Genomic DNA, 20918 nt, shown 5'->3' on the forward strand with positions numbered 1-20918 from the left:
TCAGGTGGCGAACGTCGCGACGCTGCCCGGGATCGTGCGCGCCTCCTTCGCCATGCCCGACGTCCACTGGGGTACGGCTTCCCCATCGGCGGCGTGGCCGCCACCGACGTCGCGGCGGGCGGCGTGATCTCCCCCGGCGGCGTCGGCTTCGACATCTCCTGCGGCGTCCGGCTGCTGGCGGCCGGCATCGACCGCGGTCCGCTGGCCCGCCGGTTGCCGCGGCTGATGGACATCCTCGACGCCACCATCCCGCGCGGCCTGCGTGGCGGCGGTCTGTGGCACCTGACCGGCCGCGGGGACGTGGACGGGCTGCTGACCGGCGGCGCCCGGTACGCGGTCGAGCACGGCCACGGCGTGCCGCGCGACCTGGCGCGCTGCGAGGACGCGGGCGTCCTGGCCGGGGCCGATCCGGCGCAGGTCGGGGCGCGGGCCGTGGAGCGCGGGCTCGGCCAGGTGGGCAGCCTCGGCTCGGGCAACCACTTCCTGGAGGTGCAGGCGGTGGACGAGGTGTACGACCCGGCCACCGCGGCCGCCTTCGGGCTCCGGCCCGAGCAGGTGTGCGTGATGATCCACTGCGGCTCGCGCGGTCTGGGCCACCAGGTGTGCACCGACCACGTGCGGGTGATGGACCAGGCGATGCGCCGCTACGGCATCGAGGTCCCGGACCGGCAGCTGGCCTGCGTACCCGTGGAGTCCCCGCCCGGCCACGCCTACCTGGGGGCGATGGCGGCGGCCGCCAACTACGGCCGCGCCAACCGGCAGCTGCTCTCCGAAGCCGCCCGCAGGGCGTTCGCCACCGCGGCGGAGACGGGCCTGGACCTGGTGTACGACATCTCCCACAACATGGCGAAACTGGAGACGCACGAGATCGACGGCGAACCGCGGCGGCTCTGCGTCCACCGCAAGGGCGCCACGCGGGCGCTGCCGCCCGGCGACCCCGAGCTGCCGGACGACCTCGCGGCCGCCGGCCAGCCCGTACTCATCCCCGGCACCATGGGAACCGCCTCCTACGTGATGGTGGGCATGCCCGGCAACGACGCCTTCTTCTCGGCCTGCCACGGCGCGGGGCGGGTGTGGAGCCGGCACAAGGCGCTGCGCATGGTGCGCGGGCAGGAGCTGCGCGACGAACTGGTGTCCCGGGGCATCGCCGTCCGCCCGTCCTCCTGGCGCGGACTGGCCGAGGAGGCGCCCGACGCGTACAAGGACGTGGACGCGGTGGCCGCCGCCACCGAGGGCGCCGGGCTGGCCCGTGTCGTCGCCCGTCTCGTGCCCCTCGGTGTCGTCAAGGGCTGACCCGGCGCGCGAGGCTGGAGGGGGCACCACACAGCAGGGCACCGAAAGGGGGAGCGATCGTGAAGCTGACCTTTCTCGACCCGGTGTACGCGAGTCCGGGCCCCTACGCCTGTGCCTACGTGGACAGCTCGCGTGACATCGACGACCCGGAGACGGCGATGGGGCTGCGCCGGCGGCACGTGCGCGAGGAACTGGCCCAGCAGGGGGCCGACACCGCCACCGTGGCCGCCGTCGCCGGGCCGCGGGCGCCGACCGGCAGGTGTCCGGGCGGCACGGACAGGCGATCTTCGCCAGCCACGGCCACCTGGTCCTGGTGGACGAGCTGCCGGAGCCGCCGGCGCGGGACGCGGCCCGGTTCACCCGGCTGCCCGATGTGCTGCCGCTGGTGGTGCAGCACGCGCCCGACATCCCGTACACCGCGGCGGCCGTGCACCGGGTCGCGCACGCGGACACCGGTGCTCCGGAGGAGGTGGAGGTGGACTTCCAGGCGGGCAGGTGGCCGAGCAGCAAGGTCTCGCCGGGGGTCCGCCACCACCGGCGCGGTCCCGCCGACCAGTGGCCGCGCGGCGCCGCGCGGATCGCCGGCGAGCTGGCGGAGCTGGCCTACGGCAGCGACGCCGAGGCGATCGTGGTGAGCGGCACGCCCTGGGCCCGCAACGTCCTGGTCAACCGCCTTCCCCGGCCGCTGCGTGAGCGCGTCGTCGCGGTGCCGGGCGACGGGCGGGGCACCGGCCCGGGCCGCGCGCTGATGGAGCGGGAGCTGGACGAGGCGCTCCGGGGAAGGCTGAGCGCGCGGGACAGGGCCCGGATGGAGACGTTCCTGGCGCAGCGGGCCCGGGGCGGGGGCGCGGTCGAGGGGATGGCCGACGTCGTGGCGGCGTTGCAGCGCGGGCAGGTGAGCGCGCTGCTGCTCAACACCCCCGTCCAGTTCTGGGGGCCGCTGTGGACCGGGTCGCAGCCGACGGAGATCGCCCTGTCACCCGCGGAGCTGGAGTCGTTCGGCGTGCTGGGCTTCCAGGAGGGCCCGGCCGGGGCGGCCCTGATCCGCGCGCTGGTCCGCACGGGTGCCGAGCTGGTCGTCGTACCGCGCACCGAATTGCCGTTGGTGGAGGGCGTCGGGGTGCTGCTGCGGTACACCGACCCGGACACGCGGTCGTGACGTGCGCGCGGCCGGTGCGGCGCGGTGGCCGCGGCCGGTCCGCTCAGTGGCCGCCGGGCCGCCGCTCCTCGCCCAGGTCGGGCTGCCGCTCCCCCCGCGGCTCCGGCTCCGGCTGCCCTTGCCTGCGCGGGTCCGGCTCCGGCTGCTCCTGCCCGCGCGGGCCGGGTCGCCGTCGCTTGCGCAGGTCCGGCCGCTGCTCGGCGGCGGGGTCCGGCTGCCGCTCCTTCTCCAGGACGTCGAGGACCACGGCCCCGTCGACGGTCTCGCGTACGACGAGGAGCGCGGCGAGCCGGTCCAGTGCCGTCCGGTGGGCGCGCAGCAGGGCGACGGCGCGTTCCTCGGCCTGCCGCACCAGGCGTGCGACCTCTTCGTCCACGAGCCGCTGGGTCTGCTCGGAGTACGGCCGCCACTGGGGCTCGTCCGTCGGCTCGCCGACGAACTGGGGGCGGCCCGTGGCGTAGCCGACCGGTCCCAGCTCCGGGGAGAGCCCGAACTCGCGCACCATGCGGACGGCGATCTGGGTGGCCCCGGCCAGGTCGTCGGCGGCGCCCGTGGTTCCCTCGCCGAAGACGACCAGCTCGGCGGCCCGGCCGCCGAGGCGGACGGTGAGCAGGTCGGTGAGGTAGCCCTCGCTGTAGAGGTGGCGCTCGGCCTCCGGGAGCTGCTCGGTGGCGCCGAGCGCCGGGCCGGACGGCAGGATGGTCACCTTCGCCACCGGGTCGGCGTGCGCGCACAGCGCCGCGGCGAGCGCGTGCCCGGACTCGTGGACCGCGACCGAGTGGCGCTCGTCGGGGAGCAGGGCGTTGGAGGACTCCCGGCGGCCGAGCAGGATCCGGTCGCGGGCGGCGTCCAGGTCGTCGCGGCCGATGGTCGACCGGTCGGCGCGCACCGCGTTGATGGCCGCCTCGTTCACCAGGTTGGCCAGGTCGGCCCCGGAGAAGCCGGGGGTGGCGCGGGCGACCGCGTCGAGGTCGACGGCGGCGGACAGGGACTTCCCCCGGGCGTGGACGGCCAGGATCGCGGCCCGCTCGGCCTGGTTGGGCAGGGGGACGGTCACGTGCCGGTCGAAGCGGCCGGGGCGCAGCAGGGCCGTGTCGAGGGCCTCGGGCCGGTTGGTGGCGGCCAGGACGACGATGCCGGTGGTGACGTCGAAGCCGTCCATCTCGGCCAGCAGCTGGTTGAGGGTCTGCTCGCGCTCGTCGTTGCCGCTGATCCGGACGTTCCCCCGGCGGCTGCCGACGGCGTCGATCTCGTCGATGAAGATGATCGAGGGCGCGCGTTTGCGTGCCTCGCCGAACAGGTCGCGCACCCGGGAGGCGCCGACGCCCACGAACATCTCGACGAACGCCGAGCCGGTCACCGACAGGAAGGGCACGTCGGCCTCCCCGGCGACCGCCCGCGCGAGCAGGGTCTTGCCGGTGCCCGGCGGCCCGACCATGATCACGCCGCGCGGCCCCTTGGCGCCCGCCGCGGCGTAGCGGCCGGGGTTCCGCAGGAAGTCGACCACTTCGTTGACCTCCTGCTTGACGCCCTCGTAGCCGGCGACGTCGTCGAAGCGCGTGGTGGGCCGCTCCGCCTCGATGATCTTCGCCCGGGACCGTCCGATGGCGCTGATGCCGCCCGTCAGCGACCGTGCCGCCCGCCGCCCGGTCCACAGCAGGAGGCCGCCGAGCAGCAGCAGCGGCAGGAACAGCACCGCCAGCGTCACCAGGGCGTTGCCGCCGCCCTCGCTGTCGCGGGTGGCCGTGATCGCCACGTCCTTGTCCTGGAGGTCCTGCTCGAGCCCGCGGGTGTCGAGCGCGGTGGGGATCCGGGTGGTGAACTTCGCGCCGTTCTTCAAGGTGCCGTGCACCTCGCCCTTGTCGTCGATGCTCACCGTGCGCACCTGGCCGACGTCGACCTTGCCGACGAAGTCGGAGTAGCTGTACGAGGTGGGCTTGTCCCCTGCGGGGTGCGGACAAGCAGCAGGACGACGAAGACCACCACCAGGGCGAGGGGCAGCAGCCATCTGCGCCAGGCGGGAGGGGACGAGTCCGGCCGCGGGGCTGGGGCCGCTCGTGCGGAGGCCCCGGCTTGGCCGACCGTGTCGGGTGCCGGCGGGAGAGGCGTACACGTGTGATCACGGCGGCTCGCCCCGATCGGATGCGGGATCGGTGTCTTCCCTGCCAGGGTAGGTTTCCGACCCACCCCCTTTGACCCCTTTTGCGAACCGGGAGCCGAGTGACGAGTCTGGAACCTGACCGGTACGTACCAGCACGATGTCGCGGAGGCCGATGACGATGACCGACAACCCCGCCGCCCAGCAGGCACCGGAAGGCACCGATGAGCGGCTGCGCCTCCTGGAATCGCAGGTCCAGACACTCGCCGACGCCGTTCGGGCCCTCGCCCAGGGCCTGGAGCGGATTCCGTCGGAGGACGCGGGCCCCGAGGACAGCGCCGACCGCGGCGCGCGGCTGGCGCACGAGCTGCTGCTCGCGCAGGGCCTATAGCCGTCGCCCGTCCTTGAGCAGCGCTTCCGTGATCAGCCGCACTCCGCACGCGAGGCGGTTGAGCTGCTCCAGCTCGGTCGCGTACATCCGGATGGTGCCTTCGATGACCGTCTCGGCGACTCCGAGGCCGGGCAGTTCGGCCCGGGCGGTCCGCAGCGCCACCCGTACGGCGCGGATCTCGTGCTCCAGCTGGAGCCGCGCGTGCCGGGCGAGCAGGACGGGATGCCGGGTGAGCGTGGAGTACCCCGCGTAGCGGGCCGGCAGGAGGTCTCGGAGCCAGCGGGCCGCCGCGCGCTCCCAGTCCCGGGTACCGGGGCCGGAACCTGGCAGGGCCAGGCCGCGCTGATCGGCTGGTAGGTCTGGGTCATCGCCTGGGACATCGCCGTCGCTTCCGGAGCTGAGGGTTCTGGTCGCGGGGACCAGATGATGACCGACGGCCCCGGCCCAGGGGTTGACCGGGGGCCGCCGGGGGCGGGTCCGAGGGGAGCGGACCGCCCGAACGCAACACCGCCGGGCCGACGAGGAGGGAAGTCGTCCCAGGGTGTTCGTCCACGTGACTCCCGGGGCTCGCCGTCGCGAGCGCTGTGACCGGCTCACCCCCGCGAGGGGCCCAGGTGCCACACGTAGTAAATATATATACTGCGAAGTACGCAAGGACATGAAAAATTTCATGCATCACGGGGCGTGAAAATCCCGCCCGGAGCAGCGTCCGGGCGGGTCAGTGGTCCAGGAAGAAGTGGTGCTGCTCCGCGGCCTGTTCGTACTTCTCCAACCGCAGTTGCGTGCGCTCGGGATCCGCGTCGGCCATCGCCTGGAGGATCGCCGCGGCCAGGACCCCCGGCGCCGCGTACGAGTCGAAGACGAGACGTGACCCCGTGCCGGCGGTGAGCGCCACCTCGGCCTCCTCCACCAGCGGCCCGAGCGTCAGGTCCGTGATCAGCGCGACGCGCAGCCCGGTCCGGCGCGCGGCCCGCATCGCCGCCAGGGTCTCGTGGGCGTGCCGCGGCATCGCGAACGCCAGCACCCACGTGCCGCCGGCCTCCCGCGACTGGAGCAGCGCGTCATAGGCCACGCTGCCGCCGCGGGACACCAACCGCACGTCCGGGTGGATGCGCTTCGCCGCGTACGCGAAGTACTCCGCCAGCGAGGCGGAGATCCGCAGTCCCAGGATCGTCAGCGGGACCGATCTGGCGAGTTCGCGGCCGACGTCGAGCACCTGGTCGGTGTCGGCGAACACCCGGCGCAGGCTCTCCAGGTTGGCGATCTCGGCGTCGACGGCCGCCTGGAGCTCGTTGCGGCGGATCTCCTCCCGGGTCCCCGGGGCCCCGGAGAGCGCGCTCAGCGCGATCGGCTGCAGTGCCTCCCGGAGCCCGGGGTATCCGCTGAAGCCCAGGGAGGACGCGAAGCGGGTCACCGACGGCTGGCTCACGCCCACCCGCTCGGCGAGGTCCGTGATCGACAGGAACGCGGCCTCGGTGAGGTGGTCGGTGATGTACTGCGCGATGCGCCGCTGCGCGGGGGAGAGCCGGTGGCCGCCGAACAGGGCGCGCACCTTGTCGGCAGGCAGCGGCTCCGCCTCCGCGGACCGCTTTCCCGGGGTGATCGCGGACGCCTGCGCGCGTGCCTGCTGCCCTGATGACACCGCTGTGCCTCCTTCTCGACCCTCTCCCGCTCAACATAGCTCACGCACCGTGGTCGCCAGAGGGAAGATCTTTCCGGTCGGTGTACGCACCGTACGCCCCGCGCCGTCGGCGTACGCCCCCGCGCCGTCTGGGAGAATGGCGTCCCGTCAAGAGCAGTCCAGGAGGCGGCGACCGTCTCACCGGCAGGAGATCACACACATTGTCCCCCCAGCACCAGGCCCCGTCCGGCCCCGCCGACCGCCGCGACCTCCAGGCGGACTGCGCGAACTGCTTCGGGCTGTGCTGCGTGGCGCTGCCCTTCGCGCGCTCGGCCGACTTCGCGGCCGACAAGCCGGCCGGGCAGCCGTGCGCGAACCTGCGGGCGGACTTCCGCTGCGGCATCCACGCCGACCTGCGGGAGAAGGGCTTCTCCGGCTGCACCGTCTTCGACTGCTTCGGCGCGGGCCAGAAGGTCTCCCAGGTCACCTTCGGCGGCGAGGACTGGCGGCGGCAGCCGCGGACCGCACGCCGGATGTTCGAGGTCTTCCCCGTGATGCGGCAGCTGCACGAGCTGCTCTGGTACGTGTCCGAGGCCCTCGATCTGGCCCCGGCCCGCCCCGTCCACAAGGATCTGCGTCGCGCCCTGGACCGCCTCGACCGACTCACCCGGGGCGACGCCGCGTCCCTCGTCGAGCTCGATGTGGCGGCACTGCGCGGCGAGGCCAACGCGCTCCTGCTGCGGGCCAGTGAGCTGGTGCGGGCCGAGGTCCCGGGCCGCAAGAAGAACCACCGGGGTGCCGACCTGATCGGCGCCCGGCTGCGGGGCGCCGACCTGCGGGGGGCCAACCTCCGCGGCGCCTACCTCATCGCGGCCGACCTCGGCGGCGCGGACCTGCGCACGGCCGACCTGATCGGGGCGGACTTCCGCGACGCCGACCTGAGCGGGGCCGACCTCACCGGCAGCATCTTCCTCACCCAGGCCCAGCTCAACGCGGCCAAGGGGGACGCCGCGACCAGGCTGCCCGCGGCACTCACCCGCCCCGCGCACTGGTAGCCGGACGGGCGGGCCGCGATCAGCCGCAGCCGCCCGTGGACGGCCTGCCCGCGAAGCGGTCCACGAGCCATTCCATGGTCCGAGAAATCCGCAGTGAACGACGCAACCCATCCCTGACTTCCCCCCTCTATCAGGGCGAAGGTCGTCCAATTCACACGATGTGGAAAAAATGCCATGAACCAGACGCGTCGCGTTGTCATCGCCACCACCCTCGCCGCCGCGCTCCTCGGCGGCGGTGCCGCCACGGCGATGGCCGCCTCCCCCGCCCCGGCCAAGCCCGTGGCGCAGGTGAAGGTCCAGCCCAAGGCCAAGGCGGCGCTCACCGCCAAGCCGTCCGTGGACAGCGTCCGCGCCTGGCAGGAGTTCCGGATCACCGGCAAGGCGACGGGCATCGCGGCGGGCAGCAAGGTCGGCCTCCAGCAGAAGCAGCGGGGCAAGTGGGTCGCCCTGCCCGCCGGCACCGTCGTCAACAAGAGCGGCGCCTACTCGCTGCGCGCCAAGCTCGGCCTGAAGGGCAAGAACGAGCTGCGCATGGTCAGCGGCAAGACCGCCTCCGCCGTCTTCACCGTGACGGTGCGCTGAGCGCCGTGCGTGCACGGAAAGGGGCCCCCGGCCGTCGCGTGGACGGCCGGGGGCCCCTTTTCGTGAGTCGGTCCGTCAGCCGAGGGTCGCGATCGCCTCGTTGAGGGTCTTCGACGGACGCATGACGGCCGCCGCCTTGGCGGGGTCGGGCTGGTAGTAGCCGCCGATGTCGGCCGGCTTGCCCTGGACGGCGATCAGCTCGTCGACGATGGCCTGCTCCTTGGCGGTCAGCGTCTCGGCGAGCGGGCCGAACGCCTTGGCCAGGTCCGCGTCGTCGGTCTGCTTGGCCAGCTCCTGCGCCCAGTACAGCGACAGGTAGAAGTGGCTGCCGCGGTTGTCGATGCCGCCGACGCGACGGGTCGGCGACTTGTCCTCGTTGAGGAAGGTCGCCGTGGCGCGGTCGAGGGTGTCGGCGAGGACCTGGGCCCGCGCGTTGCCCGCGGCCTGCGCGAGGTGCTCGAAGCTGGCCGCCAGCGCGAAGAACTCGCCCAGGCTGTCCCAGCGCAGGTAGTTCTCCTTGACGAGCTGCTGGACGTGCTTCGGCGCGGAGCCGCCGGCGCCCGTCTCGAAGAGGCCGCCGCCCGCCATCAGCGGGACGACCGACAGCATCTTGGCGCTGGTGCCCAGCTCCAGGATCGGGAACAGGTCGGTCAGGTAGTCGCGCAGCACGTTGCCGGTGACGGAGATGGTGTTCTCGCCGCGGCGGATGCGCTCCACGGAGAGCTTGGTCGCCTCGACCGGGGACAGGATCTTGATGTCCAGGCCCTCGGTGTCGTGCTCCGGCAGGTACTGCTTGACCTTGGCGATCAGGTTGGCGTCGTGGGCGCGGGTCTCGTCCAGCCAGAACACCGCCGGGTCGCCGGTCGCGCGGGCGCGGGTGACGGCCAGCTTGACCCAGTCCTTGATCGGGGCGTCCTTGGTCTGGCAGGCGCGGAAGATGTCGCCGGCGGAGACAGCCTGCTCCAGGACGACGTTACCGGCCTGGTCGACGAGGCGGACCGTGCCGGTGGCCGGGATCTCGAAGGTCTTGTCGTGGCTGCCGTACTCCTCGGCCTTCTGCGCCATCAGACCGACGTTCGGGACGGAGCCCATGGTCGACGGGTCGTAGGCGCCGTGGGCGCGGCAGTCGTCGAGCACGGCCTGGTAGACGCCCGAGTAGCTGCTGTCCGGCAGGACCGCGAGGGTGTCGGCCTCCTGGCCGTCCGGGCCCCACATGTGGCCGGAGGTGCGGATCATGGCGGGCATGGAGGCGTCGACGATGACGTCGGACGGCACGTGGAGGTTGGTGATGCCCTTGTCGGAGTCGACCATCGCCAGCTCCGGGCCCTCGGCGAGCTCGGCGTCGAAGGAGGCCTTGATCTCGGCGCCCTCGGGCAGGGACTCCAGGCCCTTGAAGATGCCGCCGAGACCGTCGTTCGGGGTCAGGCCGGCCGCGGCGAGCGTCTCGCCGTACTGCGCGAACGTCTTGGGGAAGAAGGCGCGCACGACGTGGCCGAAGACGATCGGGTCGGAGACCTTCATCATCGTGGCCTTGAGGTGCACCGAGAACAGCACGCCCTCGGCCTTGGCGCGGGCCACCTGCGCCGTCAGGAACTCGCGGAGCGCGGCGACGCGCATCACGGAGGCGTCGACGACCTCGCCCGCCAGCACCGGCACGGACTCGCGCAGCACGGTGGTGGAGCCGTCATCGCCCGCCAGCTCGATGCGGAGGGAGCCGGCCTCGGCGATCACCGCGGACTTCTCGGTGGAGCGGAAGTCGTTCTCCCCCATGGTCGCGACGTTCGTCTTGGACTCGGAGGTCCAGGCGCCCATGCGGTGCGGGTGGGTCTTGGCGTAGTTCTTCACCGACGCGGGGGCGCGGCGGTCGGAGTTGCCCTCGCGCAGCACCGGGTTGACGGCGCTGCCCTTGACCTTGTCGTACCGGGCGCGGATCTCCCGCTCCTCGTCGGTCTTCGGGTCGTCCGGGTAGTCCGGCAGCGCGTAGCCCTGCTGCTGCAGCTCCGCGATGGCCGCCTTGAGCTGCGGGATGGAGGCCGAGATGTTCGGCAGCTTGATGATGTTGGCCTCGGGCGTCTTGGCCAGCTCGCCGAGCTCGGCGAGCGCGTCGTCGATGCGCTGGGCCTCTTCGAGGTGCTCGGGGAAGCTGGCGATGATCCGCCCGGCCAGGGAAATGTCGCGGCTCTCGACACTGATCCCGGCCGTCGCTGCGTACGCCCGGACCACAGGCAGGAACGAGTGCGTCGCCAGGGCCGGAGCCTCGTCAGTGTGCGTATAGATGATGGTCGAGTCAGTCACCGATACTCCGCTTCACGTCTACATTTCGTCTCGACATCAAGATATCTCGTGATCGGGGCTCCCTGACACCGACCCCCCGCGCCCCTGATCCGTCAGGGTGGCGTCCCGGTAGGCCGGCATCGCGCGGCGCAGCCGCTTGCTCTGCGCGGCCAGGCGCCGGAGAGCCTGCTGGACAGCTACCACGCCGAGCGCCACCCCGTCGCCGAGCGCGTTCTGCACAACACCCGGGCGCAGGCGGCCCTGAACCGCCCCGGCGTCGACGTGGACGCGCTGCGCGACGTGTTCGGCTCGCTCATCGTGTTCGACGACGTCAACCGGCATCTGCGCCACATGCTGACCGCACTGGACATCCGGTACCCGGTCGGCGGCCACCACCCGCTGGCGGGCCGCCGGGTCCCCGACGCCGACCTCAAGACGCCTGACGGCGCCACCCGCGTCTACGAGCTGCTGCACGCCGGCCGCCCCGTCCTGCTCGACCTGCGCGGCAGCGCCGAGGTGGCGGCGGCCGCGCAGGGCTGGGCCGATCGCGTCGACCTCGTCGAGGCGCGGAGCGAGGACGACCACTGGCCCGTCCCGGCCATCGGCGAGATCCCCGCTCCCGCCGCGCTCCTCATCCGCCCCGACGGCCATGTCGCCTGGGCGGCCGCCGCCGGCGGCGCGCCGGACACCTCCGCGCTCCGCACCGCCCTCGCCACCTGGTTCGGTCCGGCCCCGCAGGGGTGAGACACCGCCCGAAATGACCGGTTCACGACGGCGGAGGCCCTACGCTCGACTCGCCGCCCCGTAAGGCGGGTATGGCTGGCGGGTATCAGGCTCAAGGGAGGGACGCACCCATGAAGAAGAGAGCTCTCCGGTCCGGTGCCCGCTGGGGGAAGGCCGTCGTCGTCGGTGGCGGGTACGCCGGTCTGGTGGCGGCCCGGGTACTCGCGGACCACTTCTCCGACGTGGTCATCCTGGAGCGGGACCCGGTGGACGAGCACACCGGTACCCATCCCCATTGCCCGCAGGGCTACCACGCCCATGCCATGCTCGCCAAAGGCGCGGAGGTCCTGGAGAAGCTCTTCCCCGGGCTCCGTGCGGAGTTGAAGGACATCGGGGCACCGGTCTTCGACTACGGCGAGCACATCAGCTTCCTGCTGCCGTCCGGGTTCGCCCCGCGGGCCCGGACGGGCGTGGAGATCCAGTCGTTCACCCGGGACGAACTGGAGCGGCGCCTGCGGCGCAGGGTGCTCGCGCTGCCCGAGGTGACGCTGCTCTCCTCGACCCGGTGCGAGGGCCTGAAAATGGGCAGCCCCGGCACGGTGAACCGGGTGCTGTACCGGACGGACGGCGCCGAGCAGCCGGTGGAGCTCGCGGCGGACCTGGTCGTCGACGCCTCCGGGCGGTCCAGCGCCCTGGACGGCTGGTTGAAGGAGATGGGCCTGCCGGTCCCCCGCAAGCGCGTGGTGAAGGCGAAGATGACCTACACGTCGATGAACTTCGACCGGCCGGAGAAGGGCCATCCGGACTTCAACATCGCCTACCAGATGACGTTCGCCCCCCACATTCCCCGGGGCGGTGTCGTCCTGGCCGTGGAGCGGAACCGCTGGACGTGCTCGTTGATCGGGTTCGGGGACCACGCGCCGCCGACCGACGACGCGGCATACCTGGATTTCGCCAAGAGCCTCGACAACGCCCATCTGGCCGAGCAGATCGAACGCCGCACCCGCCAGGAACCGATCCACCGCTACACCAACGTCAACAACCAGTGGCGTCCCTACCACAAGGTCAAAGAATGGCCGGACCGCCTGATCGCCATCGGCGACTCGGTCTGCGTGTTCAACCCGGTCTACGGGCAGGGCCTGACCGTCGCCGCGCTGGAGGCCGACCTCCTCCACCGCACGCTGGGCAGACACCGGCGGCTCAAGGCCGGCCTCGACGGTCTGAGCAGGACGTTCCAACGCGCGGTGGCGCGCATCGTCCTGGTGCCGTGGACGCTGTCGATCAACTCGGACCTCATGTGGAACCCGCACCACCAGCCCGTCACGGCGAGGATCGCCCACTGGTACAACACGCACCTCTTCGCGGTGTCGGTGCGCGACGCGGGGGTGTGGTCCCGGTTCGTGCGGGTCGCCAACATGCTGGCGCCGCCATCCATCCTGTTCCATCCCGCGGTGGTGGCGAAGGTCGTCACCCAGGCCCTGTCCGGCCGCTCGCGCCCCTCCGCCTGAGCCCGGTGGCCGGGTCCGTGCCGGGGTGCTCTTACGGGCGGGCATGTTAGCCTGATCCCGATTCGTTCTTGGTACCCATGAACTCCGCGCGCCTGACCGGAATCCTCCTCAGGCGCCTTGTTGTTTTCCGGCAGCTCCGGATGGGGCCTACAACGGGGCCCGCACCTTCGCGGTGCGGGCCCCGACTTGTGCTGTCCGTGAGGCCCAGGAAGGCATTTCCCCATGACTCGATCCGCACGCTCGGCGCGCACGCGACCGGCGGGCTCCCGCGGTACGGCCCCTGCGAAGGGCGCCAAGAAGGGCGCCGGCAGGGCCCCCGCCCGCACGGCCTCGCCGCCGCAGGAGTTCGCGCTGCCGGAGACCGTCACCCCGGCGCTGCCCGCCGTCGAGACGTTCGACGCGCTGGACATGCCGGCCGCCCTGGCCAAGACCCTCGCGGCGCAGGGCGTGACCGAGCCCTTCCCGATCCAGGGCGCGACGCTGCCGAACTCCCTCGCCGGACGGGACATCCTCGCCCGTGGCCGCACCGGCTCGGGCAAGACCCTCGCGTTCGGCCTCGCGCTGCTCGCCCGCACCGCGGGCCGCCGCGCCGAGCCGAGGGCGCCGCTCGCGCTGGTGCTGGTGCCCACGCGTGAGCTCGCGCAGCAGGTCACCGACGCCCTGACGCCGTACGCGACGGCCGTGAACCTGCGGCTGGCCACGGTCGTCGGCGGGCTCTCGATCACCAAGCAGGCCGGCACGCTGCGACGCGGCGCCGAGGTGCTCGTGGCCACGCCCGGGCGGCTCAAGGACCTCATAGAACGGGGCGACTGCGCCCTCGACCGGGTGTCGATCACCGTCCTGGACGAGGCCGACCAGATGGCCGACATGGGCTTCATGCCGCAGGTCACGGCGCTGCTCAAGCAGGTCGAGCCGGACGGGCAGCGGATGCTGTTCTCGGCGACGCTGGACAAGAACATCGACCGGCTCGTCCGGATGTTCCTGACCGACCCCGTGGTGCACTCGGTCGACCCGTCGGCCGGCGCGGTGACCACCATGGACCACCATGTGCTGCACGTCGCGGACGAGACCGACAAGAAAGCCGTGGCCATGCGCATCGCGGCCCGCGACGGCCGGGTGATCCTCTTCGTGGACACCAAGCGCGCGGCCGACCGCTTCGCCAAGCGGCTGCTCGCCAACGGCGTACGAGCGGACGCGCTGCACGGCGGCCGCTCGCAGCCGCAGCGCAACCGCACCCTCGACTACTTCAAGAACGGGCACGTCACCGCGCTCGTGGCCACCAATGTGGCGGCCCGCGGCATCCACGTCGACGATCTGGACCTGGTCGTCAACGTCGATCCGCCGACCGATCACAAGGACTACCTGCACCGAGGCGGGCGCACCGCCAGGGCCGGGGAGTCCGGCAGCGTCGTGACGCTGGTGCTGCCCGAGCAGCGCAGGGAGATGTCGCGGCTGATGGCGGACGCCGGGATCAGCCCGCGCACCGCCCGGATCAAGTCCAGCGACGAGGAACTGGCGCGGCTCACCGGGGCGCGCGAGCCGTCCGGCGTGGCCGTGACGCTCGAGGTGCCGGCCGCCGCCGACCAGCACAAGCAGAAGGCACCCGCCAAGGCCAAGGCGGGCACGCGGTCGAAGGGCGGCGCGGGCGGGTCCCGTGCCCGAGGCCGGTCCGGTGCCGCGAGCGGGTCCGGCGGTGCGGGCGCGGCCAGTGCCGCGGGCGCGGCCGGTTCCGGCGGGTCCGGTGCCGGGAGGGCGGGCGGCCGCAGCCGGCGCCGTCGTCCGCGGCGCGGTGCGCAGGGCGGTGCCCAGGGCGGCGGCAGCCGTACGACGGCCTGACCCCGGTGCCGTCGGCGGACGGCACCGGTGAGGCAACTTTCGGCCGCCGCGGCGCATCTACCACGCGGGAGTCTGCTCGGCCCCCTCACGCGTGAACGGAGCTCTTAGTGATCATCGGCCTCCTGACGGCCGTCGCGGCCTCGGCCTGCTACGGCACGGGATCGGTCCTGCAAGCCGTGGGATCCCGCAAGTCCGCCCGTCGGGAGGCGGCCGCGGCGTCCACCACCGGCACCACCCAGCACGGCGGACCGAGCCTGTCCTCCACCGCCAAAGCCGCCATGACCTGGGAGTTCATGGTCGGCACGGTGCTGGACTTCGTGGGCTTCGGCCTCGGCGCGCTGGCCGCCCGGCTGCTTCCGCTGTTCCTCTCGCAGACCGTGATCAGCGCCAATCTGGTGGTCACCGCGCTGCTGGGCATCAAGCTGCTGGGCATCCGGCTGTCCCGTGCGGAGTGGGGCTCCATCGGCGTCGTCTGCGCGTCGCTGGTCATGCTGGCCACGGCGGCCGGGGCGGAGGGCGACAGCCGGGGCTCCGACGCGGCGCACTGGTGGCTGCTCGCGGTCACCGTGCTGCTGATGGGCGGTGGCACCCTCCTGGTCCGCCGGCTCGGTTCCCGGGGCGCCATCACCGCCGGCCTCCTGTCGGGCCTCGGATTCGGCGCCATCGGTGTGGGAGTACGGGTGCTGGAGGGGGTGGATCCGTTCGACCCACTGGCCCTGCTGGCCGACCCCGCGCTGTACGCGATCCTCGTCGCCGGCGCCGTCGGGATGTACCTGCACACCGTGGCCCTGCAGATCGGATCGGTGAACGGCGCCACGGCGGCGCTGGTCGTGGGCGAGACGATCCTGCCGGGGATCCTCGGCGTGTTGTGGCTCGGCGACTCCTCGCGCCCCGGGTTCCTGTGGCTCGCGATCGCGGGCTTCGTCCTCGCCGTGGCGGGAGCCGTGGCGGTCGCCTGGTTCGGCGAGCCGGACGGCGGGGCCGGAGCCGGGCCCGTCGGGGACGACGGGCCCGGCGTCCGGCACGAGGACCTGGCACACACGTAGGCGCCCGGGGCGCTCCGCTCCCCCGGCCCTCCCCCGCTACCGCCGCGCGGGGGCCCGCCCTAGCCGACGGACGGCTGCCCCACCGGCCGGGTGTCGAAGTGGCGCAGGGTGGGCTCGCGGTCGAAGAAGTGCTCGATGGCCGCGGCGAACTTCCCCGCCTGCTCGCTCTTGGGGAACTTCTCCACGTGGTCGTCGAGGTGCGCCCAGCCGACCCGCAGCAGGTAGGACCCGGTGGTCTCGACGTCGCGGTAGAGGTCGACGGACTCGCAGCCCTCCGCGGATTTCAGGATCGGGCTCGCGGTGACGAGCGCCTGCTCGAACTCGTCCTCGCGGCCGGGGGTGATGTAGAGGTAGGCGTATTCGTAGATCACGGGTTCCTCCGTAGGGCCAGTGGTGCGGCTGGTGGTCAGCGCACGGTCTTGATCCGGGTGACGGTCACGGCCCCTGCGAGCCCGACGACCATCGTGAACAGGTAGAGTGCGGTGTAGTTGTGTCCCGAGCCGACCGCCAGCAGCAGCGGCGCGAGGGCCGGGCCGATGGACTGCGGCAGGACGTCGGCGCTGTTGATGACGCCGAGGTCCTTGCCGATGTCGGCCGAGTTGGGCAGTACCTCAGTTGCCAGGGCCATGTCCACGGCGAAGTAGAAGCCGGAGCCGACGCCGAGCAGCGCCTGCGCGACGTACACCCAGGGCAGTGCGGTCGCGGTCGCGAGGATGGCGAGGCCCGCTGCGAGGAGGATCGCGGCCGCGGTCACGAAGGGCTTGCGGCGGCCGATGCGGTCGGAGAGCCAGCCGCACAGGGCCGCGGTCACGCCGCTGAGGCCGTAGTTGATCGTGGTCAGCAGCGCGACGGTGGCAGCCACCTCGCCGTCGGAGACGTCCAACTCGGAGGTGAGGTAGTAGGCGAGGTAGGGCACGGGTGCCACGGAGGCGAAGAAGGTCAGGAACCGCGTCAGCCACACCCAGCCGAAGTCCGGGTGGCTGCGCGGATCGGTCCAGAAGCTGCCGAGGAACTCCCGCGTGGAGAAGGGAACCTGGCCGGACGGCGCCGCGCGGTCGCGCAGGGGCACGGCGAACAGGGTGATGACGGCCACCGCCGCCGCGGCCGGGACGAGGAACCCGGCGGCGCCCGACGAGAACAGCGCGGCCGCTCCCATGCCCAGGGGACGGCCAGGCGCTGGCTGAACCCCACGACGCCGGAGACCAGGCCGCGCTGCGGTGCCGGCACCTGCTCGGGCACGGTGGCGGCCAGCGCGGCGATGGTCGCGTTGAAGCAGAGCTGCGCCAGGCACCATCCGGCGGCGACCGCGGCGACGGACGGGACCAGGGCCATGACCGCCAGCCCGAGGGTGCCGCCGAGGACCCCGCCGACGAGCCACGGCCGGCGCCGCCCGAACCGGGAGGTGGTGCGGTCCGACAGCCGCCCGGCCAGCGGGTTGGCCAGCAGGGCGACCAGGGCCCCGAGGCTCGCCACCACCGCGAGAGAGGTCTCCTTGTGCCGCGGGTCGACATCCTCGATCCGCAGGGCGAGGGTGACCAGCGCGACGGACAGCACCGCGCTGTACAGGCCCAGGTAGCCGAGCCCGAGCCGGACCACGAATGCCCGCGACACCCGTGGTCCGCTCTCGGTCGTCGCCGGTACGGCGGTCGACGTCATCGTGCGTCCGCGCTCGTCACTCGGCCGGGCCCTCGCCCAGGCGCAGGAGAGAGCTGCCGACACTCCCGAGGAGTGCCTGCCACGCGTCCTCGAACGCCTTGACCCCCTCGTCCTCCAGTACCTGGACGACCTCGTCGTAGTCGATGCCCGCTCCGGCCAGTCCGGCGAAGACCTCCGCGGCCTGCGCGTACCGGCCGCGGACCGTGTCGCCCTGGATGTCGCCGTGGTCGGCCACGGCGTCCAGGGTCGCTTCCGGCAGGGTGTTGACCGTTCCCGCCGTGACCAGGCCGGTGACGTAGGCGGTGTCCGGGTACGCGGGGTTCTTCGTGCTGGTCGAGGTCCACAGCAGCCGCTGCGGATTCGCACCGGCCGCCTCCAGGGCGCGCCACCGCTCCGAGGCGACGATCTCCTCGTACGCCTCGTGGGCCAGGCGGGAGTTGGCGAGCCCGGCCTGGCCGCGCAGCGCCAGGGCCTTCTCGGTCCCCACCTGCTCCAGGCGCCGGTCGGTCTCGGTGTCCAGCCGGGAGACGAAGAAGGACGCCACCGACTCGATGCCGGACAGGTCGCGGCCCGCTTCGAGGGCCGCTTCGAGCCCGCTGAGGTAGGCGTCGGCCACCGCCCGGTACCGCTCGATCGAGAAGATCAGCGTCACGTTCACGCTGATGCCCTCGGCGATGGCCCGGGTGATCGCCGGGAGGCCCGCCCGGGTGGCGGGGATCTTGATGAGGACGTTGGGGCGGTCCACCATCCACCACAGCTGCCGGGCCTCGGCCACGGTGGCGTCCGTGCGGTGGGCGAGCCGGGGATCCACCTCCAGGGAGATGCGTCCGTCGTGCCCTTCGGTGCGGTCGTACACCGGCCGCAGGGTGTCGGCCGCCGCACGCACGTCCGCGGTCGTCAGGACCCGGACCGCTTCCTCCGCGGTGACCCCGCGCAGGGCGAGGTCCCGCAGTTGCGCCTCGTACGCGGACCCCGAGCCGCCGGCGATGGCCCGCTGGAAGATGGAGGGGTTGGTGGTGACGCCGACCACCGCCTTGTCGCGGATGACGGCGGCGAGGTTGCCGGAGACGAGACGGTCACGGCTGAGGTCGTCCAGCCATATGGATACGCCGTGTTCGCTGAGCCGCGTCAGGGGATTCGTCATCGGGGCTCAGGCCTTGATCGCCGCGCCGGCGTCCACCGGCAGGGTCGCGCCGGTGACGTAGCGGGCCTCGTCGGACGCCAGCCACAGCACGGCGTTGCTGACGTCGACGGATTCCACCCACGGCACCGGGATGACGCTGAGCTCGGTGAAGGCCTCGGCGGCCTGCTCGCGGGTGGGGTCCTCCACGTCGGGCAGCAGCAGTTTGCGCCCGGTGGTGTTCTGCACCATGTCGGTGTCCACATTGCCCGGGTGGATGCTGTTGACCCTGATGAAATACGGCGCCAGTTCGTTGGCGAGCGACCGCATCAGGCCCACGAGCCCGTGCTTGGATGCCGCGTAGTGCGCCATGTTGGGGCGCCCGAGGGTGCCGGCCACCGAGTTGGTGAAGATGATGGACCCGCCGCGGCCGGCCTCGATCATGTGCGGGATGACGGCCCGCACGGTGTTCCACGCCCCCGTCAGATTGACGTCGAGCATGTCGCCCCACTGCTTGTCGGAGAGCTCCCAGGCCCGTCCGAGGGAGCCGATTCCGGCGTTGGCGCACACGATGTCGATGTGCCCGAACTCCGATAAGCCGGCGTCGACCGCGGCCTTCAGCTGCTCCGGCTCGCGCACGTCGGCACTGACGGTGAGGATCTTCCCGCCCTCGTTCTCCACGAGCCGCCGGGTCTCGTCGAGATCCTTGCTGGTCGCCAGCGTGTAGTGGGTGCTTCCGACTTCCTCGCAGATGTCGGAGGCGATGATGTGCGCCCCTTCCTGCGCGAGCCGGACGGCGTGCGAACGCCCCTGTCCGCGAGCGGCGCCGGTGATGAGGGCGACCTTTCCCTCTACGCGTCCCATGTGATCGTTCCTTCCGAGTGAAGTGGGGGGGGTGCCCCGCACGGGCGATGTGCAGGCGGTCAGGACGCTTCGGCGACGACCAGCTTCGCGTCCTGGGCCTTCGCGCGCAGGGCGCGCACGGCGGCCGCGGGGTCGGCGGCGGCGTACACGGCCGAACCGGCCACGAACGAGTCCGCGCCCGCCTCGGAGCAGCGCGCGATGGTGCTCTCGTTGACGCCGCCGTCGACCTGCAGCCACAGGGGGATGTCGCGGCCGGTCAGGCGCCGCAGCGCGTCGATGGCCTCGCGTGCCTGCCGGACCTTGTCCAGCGTGAAGTCCAGGAACTTCTGGCTGCCGAAGCCGGGTTCGACGGTCATCACCAGGAGCGTGTCGACCTCCTCCAGCAGCCCCTCGTAGGGCAGCAGAGGGGTGGCGGGGCTGAGCGCGAGCCCGGCCTGGGCGCCCGCCGCCCGGATCGCCCGCAGCGTGCGGACCGGGGAGTGGGTGGCCTCCGCGTGGATGGTCACGCTGCCCGCTCCGGCCTCGGCGTAGCCCGGGGCCCAGCGGTCGGGGTCGGCGACACCGAGGTGGATGTCGAGGGGGAGCCGCACGTTCTTCACCAAGGACTCCACCACCGGGAGCCCCACGGTGAGGTTGGGGACGAAATGGTTGTCCATCACGTCGACGTGGAGCAGGTCGGCGTCGTTCGCGACCGCGTCGGCCTCGTCGGCGAGCCGGGTGAAGTCGGCCGCGAGGATGCTCGGTGATATGCGTACGGTCATGACTGAACTCCGGGTATGTGGAGGGCGATTCCGTCGGGCCGTATCTCGAAGGTGAGGGAGCCCACGCCGTCCGCGATGGCGTGCGCTTCCCGCAGTGCGCTGTCCTCCTGCCGGAATCGCACCGCGATGGTCGTCAGGCCGGCGGCCCTGGCCGCGGCGATGCCCATGGGAGAGTCGTCGATGCCCACCGCGGACGCGGGGTCGACGCCCATCTTCCGCGCGGCGAGCAGGAATCCCTCCGGGTGGGGCTTGGGGTGGACGACGTCGTCCGCGCTGACGATGACGTCGGGGGCCGGAAGGCCCGCGCTGCGCAGACGCGCCAGTGCGACCTCCGTGTCGTTCGACGTGACGATGCCCCACCGGTCGCCGGGAAGCGAGGCGAGCACCTCCGCCGCGCCGGGCAGCGCGACCACCTTCGCGACCCGGGCCCGCTCGGCGATCCTGACCTGCTCCGCGTGGTCCAGGATCTCCTGCTCGGACAGGTGCGGGAGCAGGGTCCGCACGATGTCGCTGCGCTTCTGCCCGTAGAACCGCGCCAGGTCGAACACATCACCTACGCCGACGGACTCGGCCCACTCGCCCCAGCAGTCCTCAGCGTCTGCGTAGGAGTCGACGAGCGTGCCATCCAGATCGAACAAGATCGCGCCGTGAACTTTGCTCATTACACGTACCTTCCCGAGGAAGGGGATCAAGCAGCTGGCATATTCACCTTATGTGGGCGGTCGTTGATCTCTGCGTAGGCGAATCGGTCCTTCCGGTTCAGCTGATTCCACGCACTCGACCTGCGGAGTCAAGGCCCGTGACAGAAGATTCTTTGCCTATGACCGATTCGGGAGCGGCCGGAATTCGGCAGTCCGATGCCCGTGTGGACCACGGCGGGCAGGCGGGCACGCAAAAGGGGCGGGGCGGGGAATTCCCCCGCCCCGCCCGG

19 protein-coding genes and 2 pseudogenes are annotated in these 20918 nt (G+C 72.4%); 10 read left to right on the forward strand and 11 right to left on the reverse strand.

Annotation, left to right across the window (positions count from 1 at the left end):
- The first annotated feature begins 52 nt into the window (after positions 1-52).
- Both Q3Y56_RS03750 and Q3Y56_RS03755 read left to right on the forward strand, forming a co-directional pair.
- Positions 53-1293: pseudogene (locus Q3Y56_RS03750) on the forward strand (RtcB family protein).
- 259 nt (positions 1294-1552) lie between these two features.
- Positions 1553-2452: a hypothetical protein gene (locus Q3Y56_RS03755; RefSeq protein WP_304460549.1), complete on the forward strand. Its 900-nt coding sequence runs from the start codon at positions 1553-1555 to the stop codon at positions 2450-2452.
- 43 nt (positions 2453-2495) lie between these two features.
- Here the strand turns inward: Q3Y56_RS03755 and ftsH are convergent, their stop codons facing one another.
- Positions 2496-4460, reverse strand: a complete 1965-nt coding sequence (gene ftsH / locus Q3Y56_RS03760) for an ATP-dependent zinc metalloprotease FtsH (RefSeq protein WP_304460550.1) — start codon at positions 4458-4460, stop codon at positions 2496-2498.
- A gap of 271 nt (positions 4461-4731) precedes the next feature.
- On the opposite strand from ftsH, the gene Q3Y56_RS03765 reads away from it, so the two are divergent.
- Positions 4732-4941, forward strand: a complete 210-nt coding sequence (locus Q3Y56_RS03765; RefSeq protein ID WP_304460551.1) for a hypothetical protein — start codon at positions 4732-4734, stop codon at positions 4939-4941.
- On the opposite strand, the gene Q3Y56_RS33350 is transcribed toward Q3Y56_RS03765, so the two are convergent.
- Both Q3Y56_RS33350 and Q3Y56_RS03775 read right to left on the reverse strand, forming a co-directional pair.
- Positions 4936-5103: a hypothetical protein gene (locus tag Q3Y56_RS33350; RefSeq protein ID WP_369696704.1), complete on the reverse strand. Its 168-nt coding sequence runs from the start codon at positions 5101-5103 to the stop codon at positions 4936-4938. The two genes, Q3Y56_RS03765 and Q3Y56_RS33350, sit on opposite strands and share 6 nt — an antisense overlap.
- Positions 5104-5659: 556 nt before the next feature.
- The gene (locus Q3Y56_RS03775; RefSeq protein ID WP_304460552.1) at positions 5660-6583 is read right to left on the reverse strand and encodes a MurR/RpiR family transcriptional regulator; all 924 of its coding nucleotides are present in this window, start codon (positions 6581-6583) and stop codon (positions 5660-5662) included.
- Positions 6584-6783: 200 nt separating this feature from the next.
- Between Q3Y56_RS03775 and Q3Y56_RS03780 the strand changes: the two genes are divergently transcribed.
- Complete coding sequence (locus tag Q3Y56_RS03780) at positions 6784-7617, forward strand: pentapeptide repeat-containing protein (RefSeq protein WP_304460553.1); 834 nt, start codon at positions 6784-6786, stop codon at positions 7615-7617.
- A gap of 174 nt (positions 7618-7791) precedes the next feature.
- Complete coding sequence (locus Q3Y56_RS03785) at positions 7792-8199, forward strand: hypothetical protein (protein ID WP_304460554.1); 408 nt, start codon at positions 7792-7794, stop codon at positions 8197-8199.
- 75 nt (positions 8200-8274) lie between these two features.
- On the opposite strand, the gene Q3Y56_RS03790 is transcribed toward Q3Y56_RS03785, so the two are convergent.
- Positions 8275-10494 (reverse strand): NADP-dependent isocitrate dehydrogenase, encoded by a 2220-nt coding sequence (locus Q3Y56_RS03790; protein WP_304460555.1) that lies wholly within the window; start codon positions 10492-10494, stop codon positions 8275-8277.
- Between the two features lie 141 nt (positions 10495-10635).
- Between Q3Y56_RS03790 and Q3Y56_RS03795 the strand changes: the two are divergent.
- The 5 genes and pseudogenes from Q3Y56_RS03795 to Q3Y56_RS03815 form a co-directional block, all read left to right on the forward strand.
- Positions 10636-10704 (forward strand): annotated as a pseudogene (locus Q3Y56_RS03795) (FAD-dependent monooxygenase); the annotation flags it as partial.
- Between the two features lie 51 nt (positions 10705-10755).
- Positions 10756-11217, forward strand: coding sequence for a polyketide hydroxylase (locus Q3Y56_RS03800; RefSeq protein ID WP_304460556.1), 462 nt, complete (start codon positions 10756-10758; stop codon positions 11215-11217).
- A gap of 110 nt (positions 11218-11327) precedes the next feature.
- On the forward strand, positions 11328-12704 hold the full coding sequence (locus Q3Y56_RS03805) for an NAD(P)/FAD-dependent oxidoreductase (protein WP_304460557.1): 1377 nt from the start codon (positions 11328-11330) through the stop codon (positions 12702-12704).
- A gap of 222 nt (positions 12705-12926) precedes the next feature.
- Entirely contained in the window at positions 12927-14540 is a 1614-nt protein-coding gene (locus Q3Y56_RS03810; RefSeq protein ID WP_304460558.1) for a DEAD/DEAH box helicase, read from the forward strand.
- A 107-nt stretch (positions 14541-14647) separates the two neighbouring features.
- Positions 14648-15586 (forward strand): hypothetical protein, encoded by a 939-nt coding sequence (locus Q3Y56_RS03815; protein WP_304460559.1) that lies wholly within the window; start codon positions 14648-14650, stop codon positions 15584-15586.
- A gap of 59 nt (positions 15587-15645) precedes the next feature.
- Here Q3Y56_RS03815 and Q3Y56_RS03820 read toward each other — a convergent pair whose 3' ends face one another.
- The 7 genes from Q3Y56_RS03820 to Q3Y56_RS03850 form a co-directional block, all read right to left on the reverse strand.
- Positions 15646-15957: an antibiotic biosynthesis monooxygenase gene (locus Q3Y56_RS03820; RefSeq protein WP_304460560.1), complete on the reverse strand. Its 312-nt coding sequence runs from the start codon at positions 15955-15957 to the stop codon at positions 15646-15648.
- 35 nt (positions 15958-15992) lie between these two features.
- A complete protein-coding gene (locus Q3Y56_RS03825) occupies positions 15993-16655 on the reverse strand; it encodes an MFS transporter (RefSeq protein ID WP_304460561.1) in 663 nt (220 codons plus the stop codon).
- Positions 16538-17197: an MFS transporter gene (locus Q3Y56_RS03830; protein WP_304460562.1), complete on the reverse strand. Its 660-nt coding sequence runs from the start codon at positions 17195-17197 to the stop codon at positions 16538-16540. The genes Q3Y56_RS03825 and Q3Y56_RS03830 overlap by 118 nt, the downstream gene beginning before the upstream one ends.
- Positions 17198-17258: 61 nt before the next feature.
- Complete coding sequence (tal, locus tag Q3Y56_RS03835; RefSeq protein ID WP_304460563.1) at positions 17259-18386, reverse strand: transaldolase; 1128 nt, start codon at positions 18384-18386, stop codon at positions 17259-17261.
- A gap of 6 nt (positions 18387-18392) precedes the next feature.
- Complete coding sequence (locus tag Q3Y56_RS03840) at positions 18393-19226, reverse strand: mycofactocin-coupled SDR family oxidoreductase (protein WP_304460564.1); 834 nt, start codon at positions 19224-19226, stop codon at positions 18393-18395.
- 59 nt (positions 19227-19285) lie between these two features.
- On the reverse strand, positions 19286-19987 hold the full coding sequence (gene rpe, locus Q3Y56_RS03845; RefSeq protein WP_304460565.1) for a ribulose-phosphate 3-epimerase: 702 nt from the start codon (positions 19985-19987) through the stop codon (positions 19286-19288).
- Positions 19984-20649: an HAD family phosphatase gene (locus Q3Y56_RS03850; protein ID WP_304460566.1), complete on the reverse strand. Its 666-nt coding sequence runs from the start codon at positions 20647-20649 to the stop codon at positions 19984-19986. The genes rpe and Q3Y56_RS03850 overlap by 4 nt, the downstream gene beginning before the upstream one ends.
- Positions 20650-20918: the final 269 nt, after the last annotated feature.

It is taken from the genome of Streptomyces sp. XD-27 (assembly GCF_030553055.1).
In the GTDB taxonomy this organism is placed as follows: Bacteria; Actinomycetota; Actinomycetes; order Streptomycetales; family Streptomycetaceae; genus Streptomyces.

Coding starts and splice junctions, on each gene's coding strand:
- Q3Y56_RS03850 (WP_304460566.1), bottom strand. CDS start 20,649: ATGAGCAAAGTTCACGGCGCGATCTTGTTCGATCTGGATGGCACGCTC.
- tal (WP_304460563.1), bottom strand. CDS start 18,386: ATGACGAATCCCCTGACGCGGCTCAGCGAACACGGCGTATCCATATGG.
- Q3Y56_RS03805 (WP_304460557.1), top strand. CDS start 11,328: ATGAAGAAGAGAGCTCTCCGGTCCGGTGCCCGCTGGGGGAAGGCCGTC.
- Q3Y56_RS03840 (WP_304460564.1), bottom strand. CDS start 19,226: ATGGGACGCGTAGAGGGAAAGGTCGCCCTCATCACCGGCGCCGCTCGC.
- Q3Y56_RS03765 (WP_304460551.1), top strand. CDS start 4,732: ATGACCGACAACCCCGCCGCCCAGCAGGCACCGGAAGGCACCGATGAG.
- ftsH (WP_304460550.1), bottom strand. CDS start 4,460: ATGGCTGCTGCCCCTCGCCCTGGTGGTGGTCTTCGTCGTCCTGCTGCT.
- rpe (WP_304460565.1), bottom strand. CDS start 19,987: ATGACCGTACGCATATCACCGAGCATCCTCGCGGCCGACTTCACCCGG.
- Q3Y56_RS03785 (WP_304460554.1), top strand. CDS start 7,792: ATGAACCAGACGCGTCGCGTTGTCATCGCCACCACCCTCGCCGCCGCG.
- Q3Y56_RS03810 (WP_304460558.1), top strand. CDS start 12,927: ATGACTCGATCCGCACGCTCGGCGCGCACGCGACCGGCGGGCTCCCGC.